Annotated in this window: 10 protein-coding genes and 2 pseudogenes; 9 read left to right on the top strand and 3 right to left on the bottom strand. The window is 37.2% G+C overall.

Annotated elements, in window-relative coordinates; all coding sequences use genetic code 11:
- The first annotated feature begins 470 nt into the window (after positions 1-470).
- The 6 genes and pseudogenes from MW688_RS10875 (at position 471) to MW688_RS10900 (ending at position 8,675) form a co-directional block, all read left to right on the top strand.
- Positions 471-2,027 (top strand): Hsp70 family protein, encoded by a 1,557-nt coding sequence (locus tag MW688_RS10875; RefSeq protein WP_486736000.1) that lies wholly within the window; start codon positions 471-473, stop codon positions 2,025-2,027.
- Positions 2,028-2,090: 63 nt separating this feature from the next.
- Positions 2,091-2,213: pseudogene (locus tag MW688_RS10880) on the top strand (Uma2 family endonuclease); the annotation flags it as partial.
- Positions 2,214-2,627: 414 nt separating this feature from the next.
- Entirely contained in the window at positions 2,628-3,077 is a 450-nt protein-coding gene (locus MW688_RS10885; RefSeq protein WP_486736001.1) for a hypothetical protein, read from the top strand.
- A 180-nt stretch (positions 3,078-3,257) separates the two neighbouring features.
- Positions 3,258-3,815: a hypothetical protein gene (locus tag MW688_RS10890; protein ID WP_486736002.1), complete on the top strand. Its 558-nt coding sequence runs from the start codon at positions 3,258-3,260 to the stop codon at positions 3,813-3,815.
- Between the two features lie 257 nt (positions 3,816-4,072).
- Positions 4,073-4,615, top strand: a complete 543-nt coding sequence (locus MW688_RS10895; protein ID WP_486736003.1) for a Uma2 family endonuclease — start codon at positions 4,073-4,075, stop codon at positions 4,613-4,615.
- A gap of 1,018 nt (positions 4,616-5,633) precedes the next feature.
- Complete coding sequence (locus tag MW688_RS10900; protein WP_486736004.1) at positions 5,634-8,675, top strand: tetratricopeptide repeat protein; 3,042 nt, start codon at positions 5,634-5,636, stop codon at positions 8,673-8,675.
- Positions 8,676-9,041: 366 nt separating this feature from the next.
- Here MW688_RS10900 and mutS read toward each other — a convergent pair whose 3' ends face one another.
- Together mutS and MW688_RS10910 are read right to left on the bottom strand one after the other, a co-directional pair.
- Positions 9,042-11,666, bottom strand: a complete 2,625-nt coding sequence (mutS, locus tag MW688_RS10905) for a DNA mismatch repair protein MutS (RefSeq protein ID WP_486736005.1) — start codon at positions 11,664-11,666, stop codon at positions 9,042-9,044.
- A gap of 101 nt (positions 11,667-11,767) precedes the next feature.
- Complete coding sequence (locus MW688_RS10910) at positions 11,768-12,217, bottom strand: hypothetical protein (RefSeq protein ID WP_486736006.1); 450 nt, start codon at positions 12,215-12,217, stop codon at positions 11,768-11,770.
- A gap of 932 nt (positions 12,218-13,149) precedes the next feature.
- Here MW688_RS10910 and glyS point away from each other — a divergent pair.
- Both glyS and MW688_RS10920 read left to right on the top strand, forming a co-directional pair.
- A complete protein-coding gene (gene glyS / locus MW688_RS10915) occupies positions 13,150-15,288 on the top strand; it encodes a glycine--tRNA ligase subunit beta (protein WP_486736007.1) in 2,139 nt (712 codons plus the stop codon).
- A 184-nt stretch (positions 15,289-15,472) separates the two neighbouring features.
- Positions 15,473-15,769: a hypothetical protein gene (locus MW688_RS10920; protein WP_486736008.1), complete on the top strand. Its 297-nt coding sequence runs from the start codon at positions 15,473-15,475 to the stop codon at positions 15,767-15,769.
- Between the two features lie 69 nt (positions 15,770-15,838).
- On the opposite strand, the pseudogene MW688_RS10925 reads toward MW688_RS10920, so the two are convergent.
- Positions 15,839-15,919: pseudogene (locus MW688_RS10925) on the bottom strand (DUF433 domain-containing protein); the annotation flags it as partial.
- A 194-nt stretch (positions 15,920-16,113) separates the two neighbouring features.
- Here MW688_RS10925 and MW688_RS10930 point away from each other — a divergent pair.
- On the top strand, positions 16,114-17,778 hold the full coding sequence (locus MW688_RS10930) for a mucoidy inhibitor MuiA family protein (protein ID WP_486736009.1): 1,665 nt from the start codon (positions 16,114-16,116) through the stop codon (positions 17,776-17,778).
- Positions 17,779-17,979 lie beyond the last annotated feature (201 nt).

The following is a 17,979-nucleotide window of genomic DNA, read 5'->3' on the forward strand; positions in this document are numbered from 1 at the left end:
CTACGTACAGGCTACCTTCTTACTCATTACTCATTACTCGTTACTCATTACTCATGTTTGGTGCGTTACGCTCACGCTAACACACCCTACAACTACAGGCTACTACCTTCTTACTCATTACTTATTACTTATTACTTCAAAACTCATCTAACTCCCTGCCCAACCTACAGGCTACCTTCTTACTTCAAAACTTCAAAACTCATTACTCAACCCCCACCAGTAACTTTGGGTAAAGATGCTTTGGTCTGAGTTAAGTTGGGTTTCGTTACCAAGGGCCCAAACTACACAATGCTACAAGTTCTTTATTCTTCATTCTAAATTCTAAATTCTTTGAGGCTTCTTGCTTTAAATCATGCGGGTTATGAATGTCACTCTTGAGGGTTATCGGGCTAAAGCCCTACTACAAACCTATACCTTAAAATCAAGAATAAGATTTTTTACTTAACGCTTTTAATTCTAATAAACTGGCTATGACTATTGTTGCTGTAGATTTTGGCACCACTAATACGATTATAAGTTACCTTCTAGAGGGGGAAGAAACCCCAATAACAGTAAACCTAAAAAAACTATCTCGTCTGTTTCGTTTTTTCAATATTAATGGAAAAACCGAGGAAGTAGCTGTTATACCATCCGTCTTATTTATCGATGAGAATCATCAACCTCAAATCGGACAGTTAGTTCAATCCCAAAAATTAGGATTGAGTCAACCTCAACGTTTTTTCCAAGGGTTTAAGCGTGATTTAGCCGCCGATTATCAACCTCCAAAACGAGATATTGATGGTGTTTTTTATACACCAGAAAAGGTTGGTGAATTATTTATAAGTGTCCTGTGGCAGGAGTTACAAGAGCTAGAAATTCATCCTACTAAGGTGGTATTTACTGTACCTGTGGGTGCTTTTGAACGTTATCGAGACTGGTTTTGGCAATTAGGGGGAAAACTAAATATTCCTCAGTTACAGTTAGTTGATGAATCCACAGCGGCAGCTTTAGGATACGCTCAAAAAAAACCAGGTTCTTTGGTATTAGTAATAGATTTTGGTGGCGGCACACTTAATTTAAGTTTAGTTCGTACTGTTTTTAGTAACGATGCAGAAGAGTTAAAGGGAGAAGTAATCGCTAAGGCTGATGCCTATGTAGGGGGAAAAGATATTGACTGTTGGATTGTCCAAGATTATTTACATTCTATCGGTACTTATCGGGAAGATGTAGATGAGATAACCTGGCAACATTTGTTAGAAATCGCTGAAAATATGAAAATCAAGTTATCTACAAGGGAGGAGGCTAGGGAGAGTTGGCAATCTCATGAGTTAAGTTTACAACGGGACAAATTAGAGGAGATTTTAGAGTCTCATCATTTGTTGGATGAGTTGCGTGAGGCTATAGATGATATCGTTTCTATAGGATTGCGCAAAGGGATTACTAAAGGGGAAATTGAACAGGTGTTACTTACTGGAGGGAGTTCTCTGATTCCTGCTGTTCAACAATTAGTTATTTCTTTTTTTGGACGCAAGAAAGTTAGGTTAGAACATCCCTTTGTAGCGGTGTCTCATGGTGCCCTAGGGGCTGCTAAGTTACAAAGTATACAAGATTACTTATCTCACTCCTATGGGATTCGCCTTTGGGAACCATTTTCTCAAGATTATCACTATTATAAGTTGTTTGAGTCGGGAACTAGTTATCCTTGTCAAGGCAAAACTTTGATTTTGCAAGTGGCAGTAGAAGAACAAACAGAGATTGAATTAGATATTGGGGAATTAGCGGAGGTATCTCAAACGGGGGAAGTGAGTTATGATTCCCTGGGGAGAATGACTAGTAGTAGTTTTACCCATGAAATCCGGTTTAGTTCTCTAGCTGTTAATCGCCAACAGGTGTGTGTAGCTCATTTAGAGCCTCCTGGTAAGATAGGACGCGATCGCCTGGCGGTGACTTTTGCTGTTAACCAAAGACGGGTATTAGTTATAACTGTCACTGATTTATTAACTCAACAAGTACTTATAGATAATCAAGAAGTAATGAGATTATCGTAATTGATTAAGTAGGTAGACGAAATTAAACGTAAAATAGAAAAAGTTTTGAGATAGTTATAAAATAATCCCCAACAAAAACAAGTAGAAATTTATCGTCAAAATCAAGAGGTTGAAATTGTAAATATGGCCATTATCTTATCAGGTGAAGATATTTTACCTGGATTAAATGTCATGTTGGATTATTAAGTTTTATTGCAAAAACTAACTTCAAAGATTCAGCCTGTAGGTTGGGCAGGGAGATAACCCAACATAATGAGTAACGAGTAATGAGTTTTGAAGTAATGAGTAAGAAGGTAGCCTGTAGGTTGGGCCCTTGTCACGAAATCCAACACTATAAAAGTAGTTGTAGGGTGTGAAGCGTGCGAAGCCCGTAACGCACCAAACTATGAAGAGAAAGCAATCATTATCAATTGAAAATTACCAATGTGGAATTTATCAGACCATCATTTAACTGTACCTCAGACTGCTTAAGAAATGCTATAGTTATGAACTATAACAATATTGTGCTTAGCACCATATCTACATAATATAGTCGAAAATAGCTCTGTAAATATTTTCTTAAAACTTATGCTTTTCCTACTACTAAAAATAAAACACTGGTTGACACAATATTTTGACCTGGGATATTGGTCTTTACTTTATCTAATAATTTCTTGTGTAGCTTTAATTGTTCTCCGTAAAAGAATTTTTATAGTCGCAACAGGCACTAAAACATCGGCTTATATATTTTTAGCCAATATTTTTCATCTTGGTCTAATTCTCTTAATATTGGTAACTTTTTCAATATGTATTCTTTTAAAAGATACAATATTTGTGAATATTTGTATCTTTTTATCTCCTATATTATTAATAGGGGTTTTATGCGCAACATATTTATTGTATTTTTTACCAATTGCTACCCTGTTAGTAAATATTGAAGTTTTATCTAAAATATTTATCAATAGGCAAGTTACTCTAAATCTACTTAGTTTATTTTCCTATATTTTTATTTCTTTAGGAGGTGTATTTTTTTTAATGTTGGAATTGGCGGCACTGTTTGGCCTTGCTTGAATTTTGTTGATATAGTAATACTCATTCAGGTTAAGAGGTTAAAAAATAATGAAAACCCCTAATAAATTACTTTTGCATAAGTGCTTTTTACAATTGGGAGGAGAGCAGTTGCATACAGACAAAGCGACTGCCTTGTAGTCACTTTTACTATCATATTCTTTTATTTATTCTCTAAATATCATGGTAAGAAATATAAAAAAAATAAATTCTAAAATCAGAAACTTTATTATCACTGCTGTTGCCACATCTATTACTGTTTGGGATTTAAGTTTTAATTTAGGTGTTTATGGAGTTGTTTTCTATGACAAAATATTTGCAACTTGGGTTGCAGCTTCAGCTACTATTATAGCCTGTTTGTTATTACCTAAAAACAGTTCACCAGTGGGTAAGTGGGGAATAATCTTTATGAGTATCCCAACTCTTGGTTTTTTAGTTATTACTCTAGATAATTCTATAAAACATCCAATTTTACCAATTTTAAGACTTATCATATCAATCATTACTTATGGTTTTTGCCTTCCCTATACTATATATATTATGTTGTCTCTCACTCAAGAAACTGTAGTAGAATTACCTAAAAATTTGTTATTCAAGTTAGTTATTATTGTAGTTATTATTGGGACCATAGGCTATTTGATTGGTCGTTATAATTATTTGTTTTTATCTTGCTTTGATTTCCAAGTTAGCGGTAATGATGTTCCTAGTAATTGTAACAAACATAAAGGAGGACTATTTTAAAAATTTAGGTTTTAGAATGTATCAGATCTAAGTTTACGCTGATCTCATATCTTGCACTCCTAAAAAAGTACTAAATAGGCCAACAGGCGAGAATCAATTTTTAAGGGATTAGGATCAATTCTTTTACTCATTACTCCTTACTTCAAAACTTCAAGACTCAACCCCCACCAGTAACTTTGGGTAAAGATGCAAGATCTGAGCTGATAGCCCTATATAATGAAAAAAATAATGACTAATTTATCCATACTATTGTTAACATGAGAAATTTAGTCAAATGGTCAGTTGAAGAATATCACCGCATGATTGCTGCGGGAATTCTGGCAAATCATCAGGTAGAATTATTGGTAGGAGATATTGTTGAGATGAGTCCAGAAGGACCAATTCATGCCTCTCGTGTTCGTAAAATTGCCGGATACTTGCGGTCTTTACTAGGTGAATTAGCTGTCATTTCTGAATCTCATCCCATTACATTAATAGATTCTGAACCTCAACCAGATATCGCGATCGCCAAACCGCCAGAGTCAAACTATGACAACAAACACCCTCAACCGGAGGATATTTTTTGGTTGATTGAAGTAGCGGATACAACTATAGGGAGAGATTTAGATGAAAAAAAGAGAATCTATGGGAATGGAGGAATTAGGGAATACTGGGTTATTGATATAAATGCTAATAGCTTGAAAGTGTTTCGCCAACTTCAAGGAAATGAGTATATATCACAGCAGGAAGTAACTCAAGGCCATATTTCTCCCCTATCTTTTCCAGAACTTCAAGTTGTGGTGAATCTTCTTTTAAAATAAATAAAATATATTAGTTATGTAGGCGATCGCTCATAATTAAGTAGGGTGCGTTAACGTGCGTGTAACGCACCACAACTTATGCGGTAATCAAGATTTTGTATTAAAATAAACAAAATATATTAGTTATGTAGGCGATCGCTTTTGTAAAAAGTAACTTATGTACTATATAAGGGCGCAAGCCTTGCGCCCCTACCAAAGCTTGCGCCCACATCAAGTTGAATAGTGTGATAAGCATAAATATAGTATGGTGCAAAAACAGAAAATTGATGAAAATATAATGATGAGCTTATCGGCGATCGCACGAAAGACAAACAGAGAAAGATATGATTTAAAGATGGCGATCGCACGAAAGAAAAATATGTAGGGGCGCAAGGCTTGCGCCCTTATCCAAGTAAGCGCCCACGTCAAGTTGAATAAAGCAATAAGACATATATGCTACAAAATAAAGCGAGAAAATTGATGAAAAGATGATGATTATCAAAGCGGCGATCGCACGAAAGACAAACAGAGAAAGATATGATTTAAAGATGGCGATCGCTCTCGTGAAAAGTAACTTATGTACTATATAAGGGCGCAAGTATGAGCGCCCCTACCAAAGTTTGCGCCTACGTCAAGTTGAGTCGCGTGGTAAGTATAAGCATAGTATATTATAACAACAGAAAATTGATGAAAATATGATGATGAGCTTATCGGCGATCGCACGAAAGACAAACAGAGAAAGATATGATTTAAAGATGGCGATCGCTCTCGTGAAAAGTAACTTGTGTAGTATATAAGGACGCAAGTATGAGCGCCCCTACCTCAGATCTTGCATCTTTACCCAAAGTTACTTGTGGTGGTTAAGTAATGAGTAATGAGTAATGAGTAATGAGTTAAAGTGAAAAGTAGGGTGCGTTAACGAAGTGTAACGCACCATAACTTATGTAATAATCAAAATTTTATCTTAAAATAAAATATATAGTATTTTAAGTTAATCAAATATTGTTGCTATTGAATTTTTCCCAACTAATTTGTATATATGGATAGAAATGAGCTACTTGATATTTTAGAAAATATTACTCTAAGTGAATTTAACAAATTAGTATTTAGGTTAAAAGTTCCTAAAAACTATTTACCAGGAGAAAATACGCCACAGACACAACAAGCTACAGCTTTACTAGAATGGGCAGAATCACCCTTTGGTTGTACCTTAAAAAAGATTGAAGAAGCTTTACCAGAAATTAGTCAAGAAAAAGAAGTCCAATCAACAATACCTCATAACCTAGGTAGGGTAAGACGTGCAGCGAGAAACTTTATCGGTCGTGAAACAAAACTAGAAGAACTTCATCAACAATTACAACAAAAAGAACGTATAGCCATTACGGCAACTATAACCGGAATGGCCGGAGTTGGCAAAACCGAACTAGCCATACAGTATGTATTAACTCAAAAACAGCAGTCAGTTTACCCAGGGGGAATATGTTGGGTACAAGTACCAAATAAGAATGTAGGGGAACAACTCCTAGATTTTGCCCAATCTCAACTAAGATTAAATCCACCACAGGAGTGGGATTTACAACAGCGATTAGATTACTGTTGGCAAGAATGGCGACCTCCTGGTGATGTTTTAATTATCTTAGATGATGTAAGTAAATATGCAGAAATTGAAGAGTATCTACCACCCCAAGAAACGAGATTCAAAGTATTAATCACTACCAGAAGAGAAGGATTAGCCCAATCTTTTAGCCAATTACGTCTAGAAATATTAGAAAAAGAGGCCGCTTTGGAATTATTAGCATCATTTATTGGTGTAGATAAACTCGAAAAAGAAAAAGAAACAGCAAAAGAACTATGTGAATGGCTAGGATACTTACCATTAGGGATAGAATTGGTAGGGCGATTTCTCAAAAGACGTTCGAGTTGGTCATTAACTACAGTTCTATCTAATTTAAAAGAAAAAAGCCTTCAAGAAAGCAAACCCCTACAAAGGAGAGAGGTAGAAGCAGATTCTCCCAAAGGAATCATAGAAGCTTTAGATTTAAGTTGGGATGAATTAGATGAAGGAGGTAAAAAGTTAGCTTGTTTTTTGAGTTTGTTTGCATTAGCACCAATTGAGTGGAATTTAGTAGAAGAGTCTTGGAATTCTCCCAGAAAAAACATATTCAATATATCTTCTCTATTCATCAAACTAAAAAACTGGATTGATGGGTTATTAGACCACAAATCTAATTTAAATTTAGAAAAAATTAGAGATGAACAACTTCTGACATTGAATTTAATTAGAGAAACAGAAGGGGAAAGAGAAACTTATCAATTGCATCAACTAGTACATCAATACTTGAGATACAAATTGGAACAAATACCAGAATCACAAGAGTTAAAGTCTCAATTTTGTCAAGGAATGGTAAAAGAGGCACAGAAGATTCCTGATACTCCCATAAAATCAGATATAGAACAGGTAAGATTGTCTATTCCTCACATAGCTGAATCAACCAAAGAGTCATTAAGAAACTGGTTATCCCATGAAGATATAATTTGGCCCTTTATGGGTGTGGGTAGATACTATGAAGGACAGGGTTTATATACCTTAGCAGAACCTTGGCGTGAAGAATGTTTAAAAGTTTGTCGAGGCTTATTCTCTGGAGACCATCCATCCGTGGCACTAAGCTTGAACAATTTAGCCGCACTCTACTATAGCCAAGGGAGATACACGGAAGCCGAACCTCTCCACACCGAAGCTTTAGAGATGAGAAGGCGAATGTTTGAGGGGGACCATCCCGATGTGGCACTAAGCTTGAACAATTTAGCCGAACTCTACAGAAGCCAAGGGAGATACAGCGAAGCCGAACCTCTCTACAGCGAAGCTAAAGAGATGAGAAGGCGAATGTTTAATGGAGACCATCCATACGTGGCACTAAGCTTGAACAATTTAGCTTATCTCTACTATAGCCAAGGGAGATACAGCGAAGCCGAACCTCTCTACAGCGAAGCTAAAGAGATGAGAAGGCGAATGTTTAATGGAGACCATCCATACGTGGCACTAAGCTTGAACAATTTAGCTTATCTCTACTATAGCCAAGGGAGATACAGCGAAGCCGAACCTCTCTACAGCGAAGCTAAAGAGATGAGAAGGCGAATGTTTAATGGAGACCATCCATACGTGGCACTAAGCTTGAACAATTTAGCTTATCTCTACTATAGCCAAGGGAGATACAGCGAAGCCGAACCTCTCTACAGCGAAGCTAAAGAGATGAGAAGGCGAATGTTTAATGGAGACCATCCATACGTGGCACAAAGCTTGAACAATTTAGCCGGACTCTACGATAGCCAAGGGAGATACAGCGAAGCTGAACCTCTCTACATCGAAGCTAAACAGATGTATAGGCGAATGTTTAATGGGGACCATCCCGATGTGGCACAAAGCTTGAACAATTTAGCCCAACTTTACAAAAGCCAAGGGAGATACACGGAAGCCGAACCTCTCCACACCCAAGCTTTAGAGATGAGACAGCGAATGTTTGAGGGGGACCATCCAGACGTGGCACTAAGCTTGAACAATTTAGCCCTACTCTACAATAGCCAAGGGAGATACACGGAAGCTGAACCTCTCTACACCGAAGCTAAACAGATGTATAGGCAAATGTTTAAAGGGGACCATCCCGATGTGGCACTAAGCTTGAACAATTTAGCCCTACTCTACAATAGCCAAGGGAGATACACGGAAGCTGAACCTCTCTACACCCAAGCTTTAGAGATGTATAGGCGAATGTTTGAAGGGGACCATCCATACGTGGCACAAAGCTTGAACAATTTAGCCGGACTCTACGATAGCCAAGGGAGATACAGCGAAGCTGAACCTCTCTACATCGAAGCTAAACAGATGTATAGGCGAATGTTTAATGGGGACCATCCCGATGTGGCACAAAGCTTGAACAATTTAGCCCAACTCTACAAAAGCCAAGGGAGATACAGCGAAGCCGAACCTCTCTACGCCGAAGCTTTAGAGATAGCTGAACGAACTTTAGGAATCAATCATCCTACTACTCAATTTATTCGTAAAAATCTAGATGACATATTGTAATTTGATAGTTAAACAATGTGATTTGATGATGTTGTGGTGCGTTACACTTCGTTAACGCACCCTACTATAGTTGAGTAATGAGTAATGAGTAATGAGTAATGAGTAATGAGTTAAAGAATTGATCCTAACCTGTTGGCGAATTTTAGTACTTTTTTAGGAGTGCAAGATCTAAGTATCTGCTTTATAAATACCATTTCATAATCGGATTTAGTATAAGCTGGTTTTCTTTTGAAAAAAAGTGCCAAGTAGTAGGGGCGCAAGGCTTGCGCCCTCAGCTCATGCTTGCGCCCTCAGCTCATGCTTGCGCCCTCATTGATTATGCTTACTCAAAGCCTCAAACTCATATCTTCCACCAGAGCTTATGTACTAACTTTCAAAAATATCGAGTTGCTCTAGAAAATCCCCTTGATTACTGGATTTAGGTTGAGTTTTCTTAATACCCTTACGCAATCCTAGGGCTATTTTACTATGTTTTTCAATTTGACTCATTACCTGTTTTGCCCTTTGGATTACCTGAGGGGGTAAGCCCGCTAAACGCCCCGCCTCTATGCCGTAGGAGCGGTCTGCACCTCCTGGGCGCACTTGATGAAGAAAGATGATTTCGTCGGGCATTTCCTTCACGGTTACTTGGTAATTAGCCACATTCTCCAAAATAGAGGCTAATTCATTTAGTTCGTGGTAGTGGGTAGCAAAGATAGTTCTGCCTTGGATTTCTGCTGCTAAATATTCAGCAACCGCCCAGGCGATGGAGAGACCATCAAAGGTCGCTGTACCTCTTCCTATTTCATCTAATAGTACTAAAGATTTAGGAGTAGCGTGATTGAGAATATTAGCTGTTTCATTCATTTCTACCATAAAAGTTGATTGTCCAGTAGCCAAATCATCCACGGCACCAACCCGAGTAAAAATGCGATCGCATATTCCTAACTTAGCTTTAGTGGCACTCACATAACTACCTACTTGGGACATTAGTTGAATTAAACCTACTTGACGCAGATAGCAACTTTTACCACTAGCATTTGGTCCAGTTAAGATAATTAAATCGGGATATTCAGTAGTACTTTGACCCATTCTAGTGGAGTTAGGCACAAAAAACCCTGCCCCGAGAGATTGTTCTACCACTGGATGTCTACCATCTATAATATTAATCTCTCTAGTTGTAGAAATTTCCGGGCGAGTGTAACCTTGTTCTACGGCCACTTCTGCTAAACCAGTTAACACATCTAAGGCGGCTACAGCTTTAGCTAAGTTACGAATTTCTTGAACTTTTTCTGCTACTTCTAGTCTTAGGGCATTAAATATCTCGTACTCTAACTGATTCAAATCATCTCTAGCTGTAAGTATTCTAGTTTCTTTTTCTTTCAACTCAGCAGTTATATAGCGTTCTTCAGTAGTTAAAGTTTGTTTTCTCTGGTAATTAGCGGGTACTAGATCTGCTTTAGCACGAGGTAAACTAAGATAATAACCGAAGGTTTTATTATACCCTACCTTCAAATTACTTATCTTGGTTTTCTGTCGTTCAGTCATTTCTAGATTAGCCAACCACTGCTGGTCTTCTTTCAAAGTTTGGCGTAGCTTATCTAAATTGGGGTTAACTCCATCTTTGATAATTCCTCCTTCTTTAATACTTTGGGGGGGAGATTCTACCAGATGAATAGCGATATGCTTTCCTAACTGTTCTAACTCTGGAGGTACTTTTTGTAAAGCCTTAAGATAAGCTGATTTTCCCTTACTTACTAACATACTCAGTTCAACTAACTTCACTAAAGAAGCAGCTAATCCTAGTAAATCTTTAGCATTTGCGGTCCCTGAACCGATTCTACCACTTAAGCGCTCTAAATCATATATGCTTTTTAGTATATCCTGTATATCCTGGCGTAAATTCAGGTTTTCTATCAATTCAGCAATAGTATCTTGACGGGCGATAATTCCTTTGATATTTAGTAGAGGTTGTAGTAACCAACGTCTTAACGCTCTTCCACCCATAGCGGTAGAGGTGCGGTCTAAAGCCCAAATTAAGGACCCATGAAAGGTTCCATCTCTAACTGTTTGAATAATTTCTAAGTTACGACGACTTTGATGGTCTAAAATTAAGAAATCCCCTAAACTATAAGTGCGCAGGGGTTGTAATGGTACTTGATAGGCTTTTTGGGTTTCTTGAATATATTGTAATAACCCTCCTGCTGCCCTTACGGCGAGGGGTAAGTTTTCACAACCTACTCCTTCTAGGGAGCGCAGTTGAAAATAAGTTAGTAAAAATGGTTTTGCTTCTACTAAGTTAAAAGGGGTTTGAGGGCGTAAACAGTAGCATAAACTGTCGGGGAGATATTCTGGCAGTTCTTCTGATTTTTCTCCGGGACGCAGTAAACTATGTAAATCTGGACTATTGGTGGGAAAGAGTACCTCTGATGGTTGTAGACGTAACAATTCTAGAGATAAATCCCCTAGGTTACTTGATTGGGTTGTCCAAAATTCTCCTGTAGAGATATCGGCGTAGGCTAATCCCCAATGAGTTGCCCCTGCTACTACCACCGCCGCCACAAAGTTATTCCGCCGCGCTGGTAACATTTCTTCATCTGTGAGAGTTCCGGGTGTTATTACTTTTGTTACTTCTCTAGCTACAACTCTTTTTTCGGCAGCAGCCACGGCAGAATCTTCTACTTGGTCGCAGATGGCGATCGCATATCCTTTTTCTACGAGTTGACGGGAATAGCGGTCTAGGGCATGATGGGGCACTCCTGTCATAGCAATACGCCCAATTTCTTTTCCCCCTTCTTTACTAGTCAGCACTAATTCTAATTCTCTGGCTATCGTCACAGCATCTTCAAAAAAGCATTCAAAAAAATCTCCTACCCGATACAGTAGTAAGGCATTAGGATATTGCTCTTTCACTTTTACATAATGCTGATACATTGGTGTCAGCTTATCTACATCTACTTGACGATGGTCATCACGTGGTGATTTAGGAGATTTTTTTGCCGCCTCTGCCATATTCCTTTACGCTTTTGCTGTCAACCTATATTATTTTACCTTAATCAGCTTGATTAAGATATGATCAAAAAACTATCATATTTTATAACCGGATGCTCCTATTACACCCTCGGTTGATAATTCCAACGCCCGATACTCAAACCCAAACTTATCAAACTAGTAGTAAAAAAAATCATCATAAAAATCAAAAAAAGATTCTGAGCTATATGATAGCTAATGATGATTAAAAAACTAATTCCAAAAGCCACAACTGCGGTCAAGTAAACATTAAAAAAACAACTGATAAGATTTACCATAGGCGAAAAATCAAGAACAACACTTACAGGATTGATTAGTAACATGAAAGCCCACCAAATGAGCCTAAAAGCGAGCATTTTAAATATCCAAGCCACCCATATTGCTTCTTGAGTCGTATCTTTGAGAAAAAAACGGTAGATATCTAGGTGAGTGTTATCCAAAAATGAAAGTAAGGATAGATTACTATTAAGTTGAATTGTCTCGATAATTGTAACTTGATTGTTGGGATCTAAAACCTGTTGGGAATCAAACATAAATCAGCATTAACTCTCAAATGACTATATAATTTTCCAGATATACATTCATCAAATCTTGCACCAGAACTTATGTACTACCTTAATTGAGTACAAAGTTAATTTCTTCAGTAGTTATAGCGCTACGCCCTAAGAATTCAGGCAAAAGTAGGCCCCCAAAGGGGTCATGACTTTGAAATATCAAACACCTTAGTTTGTAAAGCTATAAAACAGTTTTTGCCCAAGAAAATTAACTATTATCAGTGCCCTATATTTAAAGTTCAGAGGCTGATAAATACTTAAAAAAGTTTGAGTATACGGATTTTCGAGTATTCTCACTTGGGGTGAGATATTCGCTACAAAATTCCGTGTTTAGCTCGTTACCCAATGCGCCTGAAACAGGCCCTATTTTCCTCCACTATGAAAAAATGGAAAATTTCAACACCACTTTTTTAGTTTGGGTAAAGATGCAAGATATGATCTATAGAATATATTATGACATTATTTAGGCCAAAAGTCATAGGTAATATCAACTATTTTTTTTATATAGCATTTTTCGGACTCATGAGGTTGTACCTAACTCTCGGAGCCTCTCGGAGCCTCAAAAGGATAACCTCTGTACCTCACCAGTATGAGAATTGCTATAGCAATACTCATGGTTGATTAACTCAGATCTTGCATCTTTACCTAAAGTTACTGGTGGTGGTTGAGTTTTGAAGTCTTTACGTCTTTAAGTAATGAGTTAAAGAATTTATGCTCAACGCTTAAAAATTGGTTGACTGAGCCAGATCTTAGGCTAAAGAGAAATGAACTTTTTCTGAGGTTAATTTAGTACATAAGTTCTGGTGAAAGATCTGAGATTAAGCAACTATTTCTTTGCTATCAAAGCACCAAGATAAAAAATACAGCTTAAGCTATGATAAAGGATTAAACCTAATCTTAAATAAATCATTATGCTCACATTCTTACTAGAAATTGGTACAGAAGAACTACCAGCAAGCTTTGTAGAAGAAGCATTAAAACAATGGCAAGAATTAATACCCAGTAGCCTCGAAGCAGAATTGTTAACACCAGAAAGTGTAGAATTGTATGGCACACCGAGACGTTTAGCAGTAGTAATCACAGGGTTAGATAGTCAACAGCCAGAGAGAGAAGAAGAAATAAAAGGACCACCCGCAGCAGTAGCCTTCAAAGAAGGAAAACCGACAAAAGCCCTAGAAGGTTTTGCGAGAAAGCAAGAAGTTAGTATAGAGAGTTTAGAAATTAGAGAAACAGACAAAGGCGCCTTTGTGTTTGTCAAGAAGCAAATTGTGCCCAAAACAACCGCAACAATTTTACAAGATTTAATTCCTCAATGGATTACTAAACTCCAGGGAAGACGCTTTATGCGCTGGTCAGATGGAGATTTACGCTTTCCCCGTCCAATTCGTAGTTTAATAGCACTAATAGACGGAGAATTATTACCGATAGAAATAGAAAATGGCTCGGGTAAACTAGTAAGCGATCGCACTAGCCAAGGACATCGTATACTACATCCTGAAACAGTAACAATTGAAACCGCCAGCAGCTATGTTAACTCTCTGAGGGAAGCGTATGTAGAGGTAAACCCCTCAGAGAGAAAAGCCAAGATTGAACAACAAATAGCCGCAGCCACCAAAGAAATAGAAGCAACAGCCATTATTCCCCCAGACTTACTAGCAGAAGTGATTAACTTGGTAGAATGGCCGAATGTGATAGTAGGTAGCTTTGAGGCTAAATTTCTAGATTTACCTATGGAAGTAATAACTACAGTGATGGTAACCCATCAGCGTTATTTTCCCCTGAAAGCCTCAGATGGTGAACTCTTACCCAACTTCATCACCATTAGTAACGGTGACCCGAAAAAAGCCGAAATTATCAAAGCAGGAAATGAAAGAGTAATTAGAGCTAGATTAGCAGATGCAGAATTTTTCTACAAAGCTGATTGTGATGAACATTTAGAGAGTTATTTACCCCAACTAGAAAATGTTACCTTCCAAGAAGAATTAGGTTCAATGCGAGACAAAGTAGACCGCATCATGGAGATTAGTCAGCAGATTTGCGATCAACTACAATTAGACAATGAACAACGGAGTGAAGTAGAAAGCACCTCACTACTATGTAAAGCAGATTTAGTTACCCAAATGGTCTATGAATTTCCCGAACTCCAAGGGGTAATGGGTTCTAAATATGCCCGTGTGAGTGGAGAATCAGAGGCAGTGGCACAGGGTATCTTTGACCATTACCTCCCCAGGGGAGCAGATGATGTGATGCCTGAATCTATTACAGGACAAATTGTGGGAATTGCAGACCGCCTAGATACCTTAGTAAATATCTTCGGTTTAGAGATGATTCCTACAGGATCTTCAGATCCTTTTGCACTACGTCGCGCTGCCAACTCGATAATTTTAATAATTTGGACAAGTGAACTACCTATTAATTTAGCAGAATTACTCACCGAAACAGCCGAGGATTTTCTTACTAGTCATCCTGACAAAGAATCACCTCTTCCTCATATAGAGGAGTTTTTTAGCCAAAGAATCAGAACACTTCTGCAAGATGAACTAAAGATAGACTACGATTTAGTAAACGCGGTTTTACCCGAAACAGACCCAGAATACTTAGATAAAGCATTAAAAGACTTATTAGATGTGCGCGATCGCGCCCTCTTCCTCCAGGAAATTCGCAGCAATGGTGTACTAGAAAATATTTATGAAACCATCAATCGTTCAACTCGTTTAGCCGTCAAAGGAGATTTAGACACTCAAATACTAGATCCCGAAAATATCATAAATCCTGATTTATTTGAAGCTAAATGTGAAGCTAATTTTTATCAAGCTTTGCTAGAATTGGTACCTACTAGTGCCACTGCTAAGAGAGACAGTAACTATCAAATCTTAGTTGATTCTCTGACGAAAATTGCCCCCGTTGTTAGTAATTTCTTCGACGGTGAAGATAGTGTCTTAATTATGGCAGAAGATACCCAAGTGAGAGCTAATCGTCTCAATCTTCTGGGTTTATTACGCAATCACTCCCGAATTTTGGCAGATTTTGGTGAAGTAGTTAAAAGCTGATTGAAATAAGATCAAATCCTAGTTATAAAACTCAATTATCATGAGAAATAAGTTTGTAGTAGGGCTTTAGCCCCATAAACTTTTCTATCTCTTTTGGACTAAAGTCCAACTACGAACCTTATTTATAACTGAGAGACCAAAACTATTACAATTAAGTAAGTTTTTTGAGTAAAAATAGAGTTATATGACATCAACCGACCTTAATACATCTGGTAAAGTAGCACAAATAATTAAAATAGTATCAACCATCTTGATGAGTATGGCGATCGCCCTTTTGGTAATAAGTGCTGAAACCGATTTACAGCAGTATAAGTGGCTACTATGGTTAGCAAGTATTGCTGTAATTGGTCATGCTATCGAGGGATTAATTGGAGCGATTTATAGTTTCAAAAACAATTTAAATCCTCTCAAAGCTTTTGTCTTGATCTTTTTTACAGGTATTGTGGGTTTATCAGAAACTTTTAAAACAGAAGCTGAATAGTTGATTAAAAATGTCGCCAATTTATCGGCGACTAATTCTTGACAAGACTAAATACTCTAAAATATCCTATACAGTGATACGCATTCTCCGAATACAGGGTTTTCCGCTTCGCTTTCCTGGTTCAATGGTAATAATGTTTTGATAATTAATGAGAAAAATACCTTTTTGATTATATTCGCGCTCCCATTATTATCAATTAAACTCTTCTTAAGTTAAAAACGAGGTTCGTAGTTGGACTTTAGTCCAAACATATTATAAAATTTTATTAAGGGTTAGTTGATTGCTTTCATCTAGTGTGAGAAAATTTATCTATACAATAATACACTTGACAAGACTCCTCAACTATGACTTCCTCAACTGCCAGTGACAACCACCAAAAAACAATTGATAGTAAAATTACGTATGTTACTGTTTATAGTAACAATCAGGCTTTAATTACACGTCAAACAGAAATTGAACTTACAGGACATGAAAAACAATTAATACTTACAGGATTACCTTTAAGTATTCAAACTGATTCAGTGCGTACAAGAGGTTCTGGTAATGTAGCAGTCAAAATTTTAGGCTTACAAACAGAAAAAATTTTTTCAGCTACTTCTGTAGAAGAAAAAATTGAAGAGTTAAACCAACAAATCGAAGCATTAAACAAACAAAAACAAGAAATAGATAACCAATTAGGAGGTTTAAATTTACAACATGATCTTATCCAAAATTTAGGAAAGCAGTATTTAGAAAGATTTTCTAGTGCTCATCCGCCAAGAGAATTTAGTTTAGAAGAAATAGGTGGTTTACTAGAATTTATTGGCAGTAAAAATCTAGATTATGGGAATGGAATAAATGAATATAAAGCAGAAAGAAATAACATTGATAAAGAAATAATAGTCTTAAGAAAACGTCTGGGAAATTTAAACAACCGCGAATATGAAAAAATTAATAGTAACTATAGTATTATTATTAGAATTGAAGCAGAAAACCAAGGAAGATTTAACTTAGAAGTTTCTTACTTAGTTAATGATGCAGGTTGGCTACCACTCTATGATTTACGCAGTAATGAAATAGGCGATCGCCTTAGTATAGCTTATCTAGCTAAAGTACAACAAAAAACCGGAGAAGATTGGACAGATGTAAACCTAACTTTATCAACTGCTAAACCTGCACCCGGAAAACTGCCATCAAAACTAAAACCATTTTATGTGCAAGGAATTCAATCAATATCTAGATATCCTAAGAGCGTAGATCGGGTAGTTATGGCTCATGCTGCGGTGGAAGATACGGCGGATGAAAGTTACGAAGATATAGATATTGAATTACTATCTTCTCTCGATGCAGCTTCTGCACCACCAGAAATCATTGAAGCGGAACAAGTCACAGCAGATACTTCCCAAATTGGAGGAATTGTGACTTTTTCTCTAGAATCTAGTGTTAATATTCCTAGTGATAATCAAGAACATACTGTTAATTTATACAATACTGACTATTCCTGTCAACCACAACATATTTCTGTTCCTCGTATCGATAGTGTGGCTTATTTAGAAGCTAAAGCAGTTAATCCTAGTGATGGGGTGACAATACTCCCAGGTAAAGCTAATATTTTTCGTAATAACACTTTTATTGGAACAACAGACTTAGAACACACAGCCCCCAACCAATCATTTAAAGTTAATTTAGGTATTGACGAAGGAATAAAAGTAACTAGAAGTTTGGTAGAAAGAGAAGAAGAGGTAATTGGTAATTATCGCCGAGTTAATTATGCTTATCGTATTGAAGTAAGTAATTTGAAACAATATCAAACTAAAATACAAGTAATTGAACAGTTACCTGTTGCCCGTGATGAAAGGATCAAGGTGCGTTTACATAATACTGAACCCAACATTAAATTGGGAGAGATGGGTAAATTAGAATGGAATTTTGAATTACAACCTAAATCAGCAGAACAATCTCAACAGAAAATATCATATAAGTCTAGTACAGAATATCCTATTGATTTATCCATTAGGTATTGGCAATAAGCTGAAGGAGTGACAATGGGCGCAAGTCGAAGATTTTGTAGGTTGGGTTGAGGTAACGAAACCCAACAATCTAGTAGAGAATATCCCATTAATTTATCAATCAGGTATTGGCAATAAGCTGACGGAGTGACAATGGGCGCAAGCCAAAGATAGGGGGCGCAAGCCGAAGATAGGGGGCGCAAGCCGAAGATAGGGGGCGCA

This window comes from Johannesbaptistia floridana (genome assembly GCF_057440575.1).

Coding starts and splice junctions, on each gene's coding strand:
- MW688_RS10895 (WP_486736003.1), top strand. CDS start 4,073: ATGAGAAATTTAGTCAAATGGTCAGTTGAAGAATATCACCGCATGATT.
- mutS (WP_486736005.1), bottom strand. CDS start 11,666: ATGGCAGAGGCGGCAAAAAAATCTCCTAAATCACCACGTGATGACCAT.
- MW688_RS10900 (WP_486736004.1), top strand. CDS start 5,634: ATGGATAGAAATGAGCTACTTGATATTTTAGAAAATATTACTCTAAGT.
- glyS (WP_486736007.1), top strand. CDS start 13,150: ATGCTCACATTCTTACTAGAAATTGGTACAGAAGAACTACCAGCAAGC.
- MW688_RS10930 (WP_486736009.1), top strand. CDS start 16,114: ATGACTTCCTCAACTGCCAGTGACAACCACCAAAAAACAATTGATAGT.
- MW688_RS10890 (WP_486736002.1), top strand. CDS start 3,258: ATGGTAAGAAATATAAAAAAAATAAATTCTAAAATCAGAAACTTTATT.
- MW688_RS10920 (WP_486736008.1), top strand. CDS start 15,473: ATGACATCAACCGACCTTAATACATCTGGTAAAGTAGCACAAATAATT.
- MW688_RS10910 (WP_486736006.1), bottom strand. CDS start 12,217: ATGTTTGATTCCCAACAGGTTTTAGATCCCAACAATCAAGTTACAATT.
- MW688_RS10875 (WP_486736000.1), top strand. CDS start 471: ATGACTATTGTTGCTGTAGATTTTGGCACCACTAATACGATTATAAGT.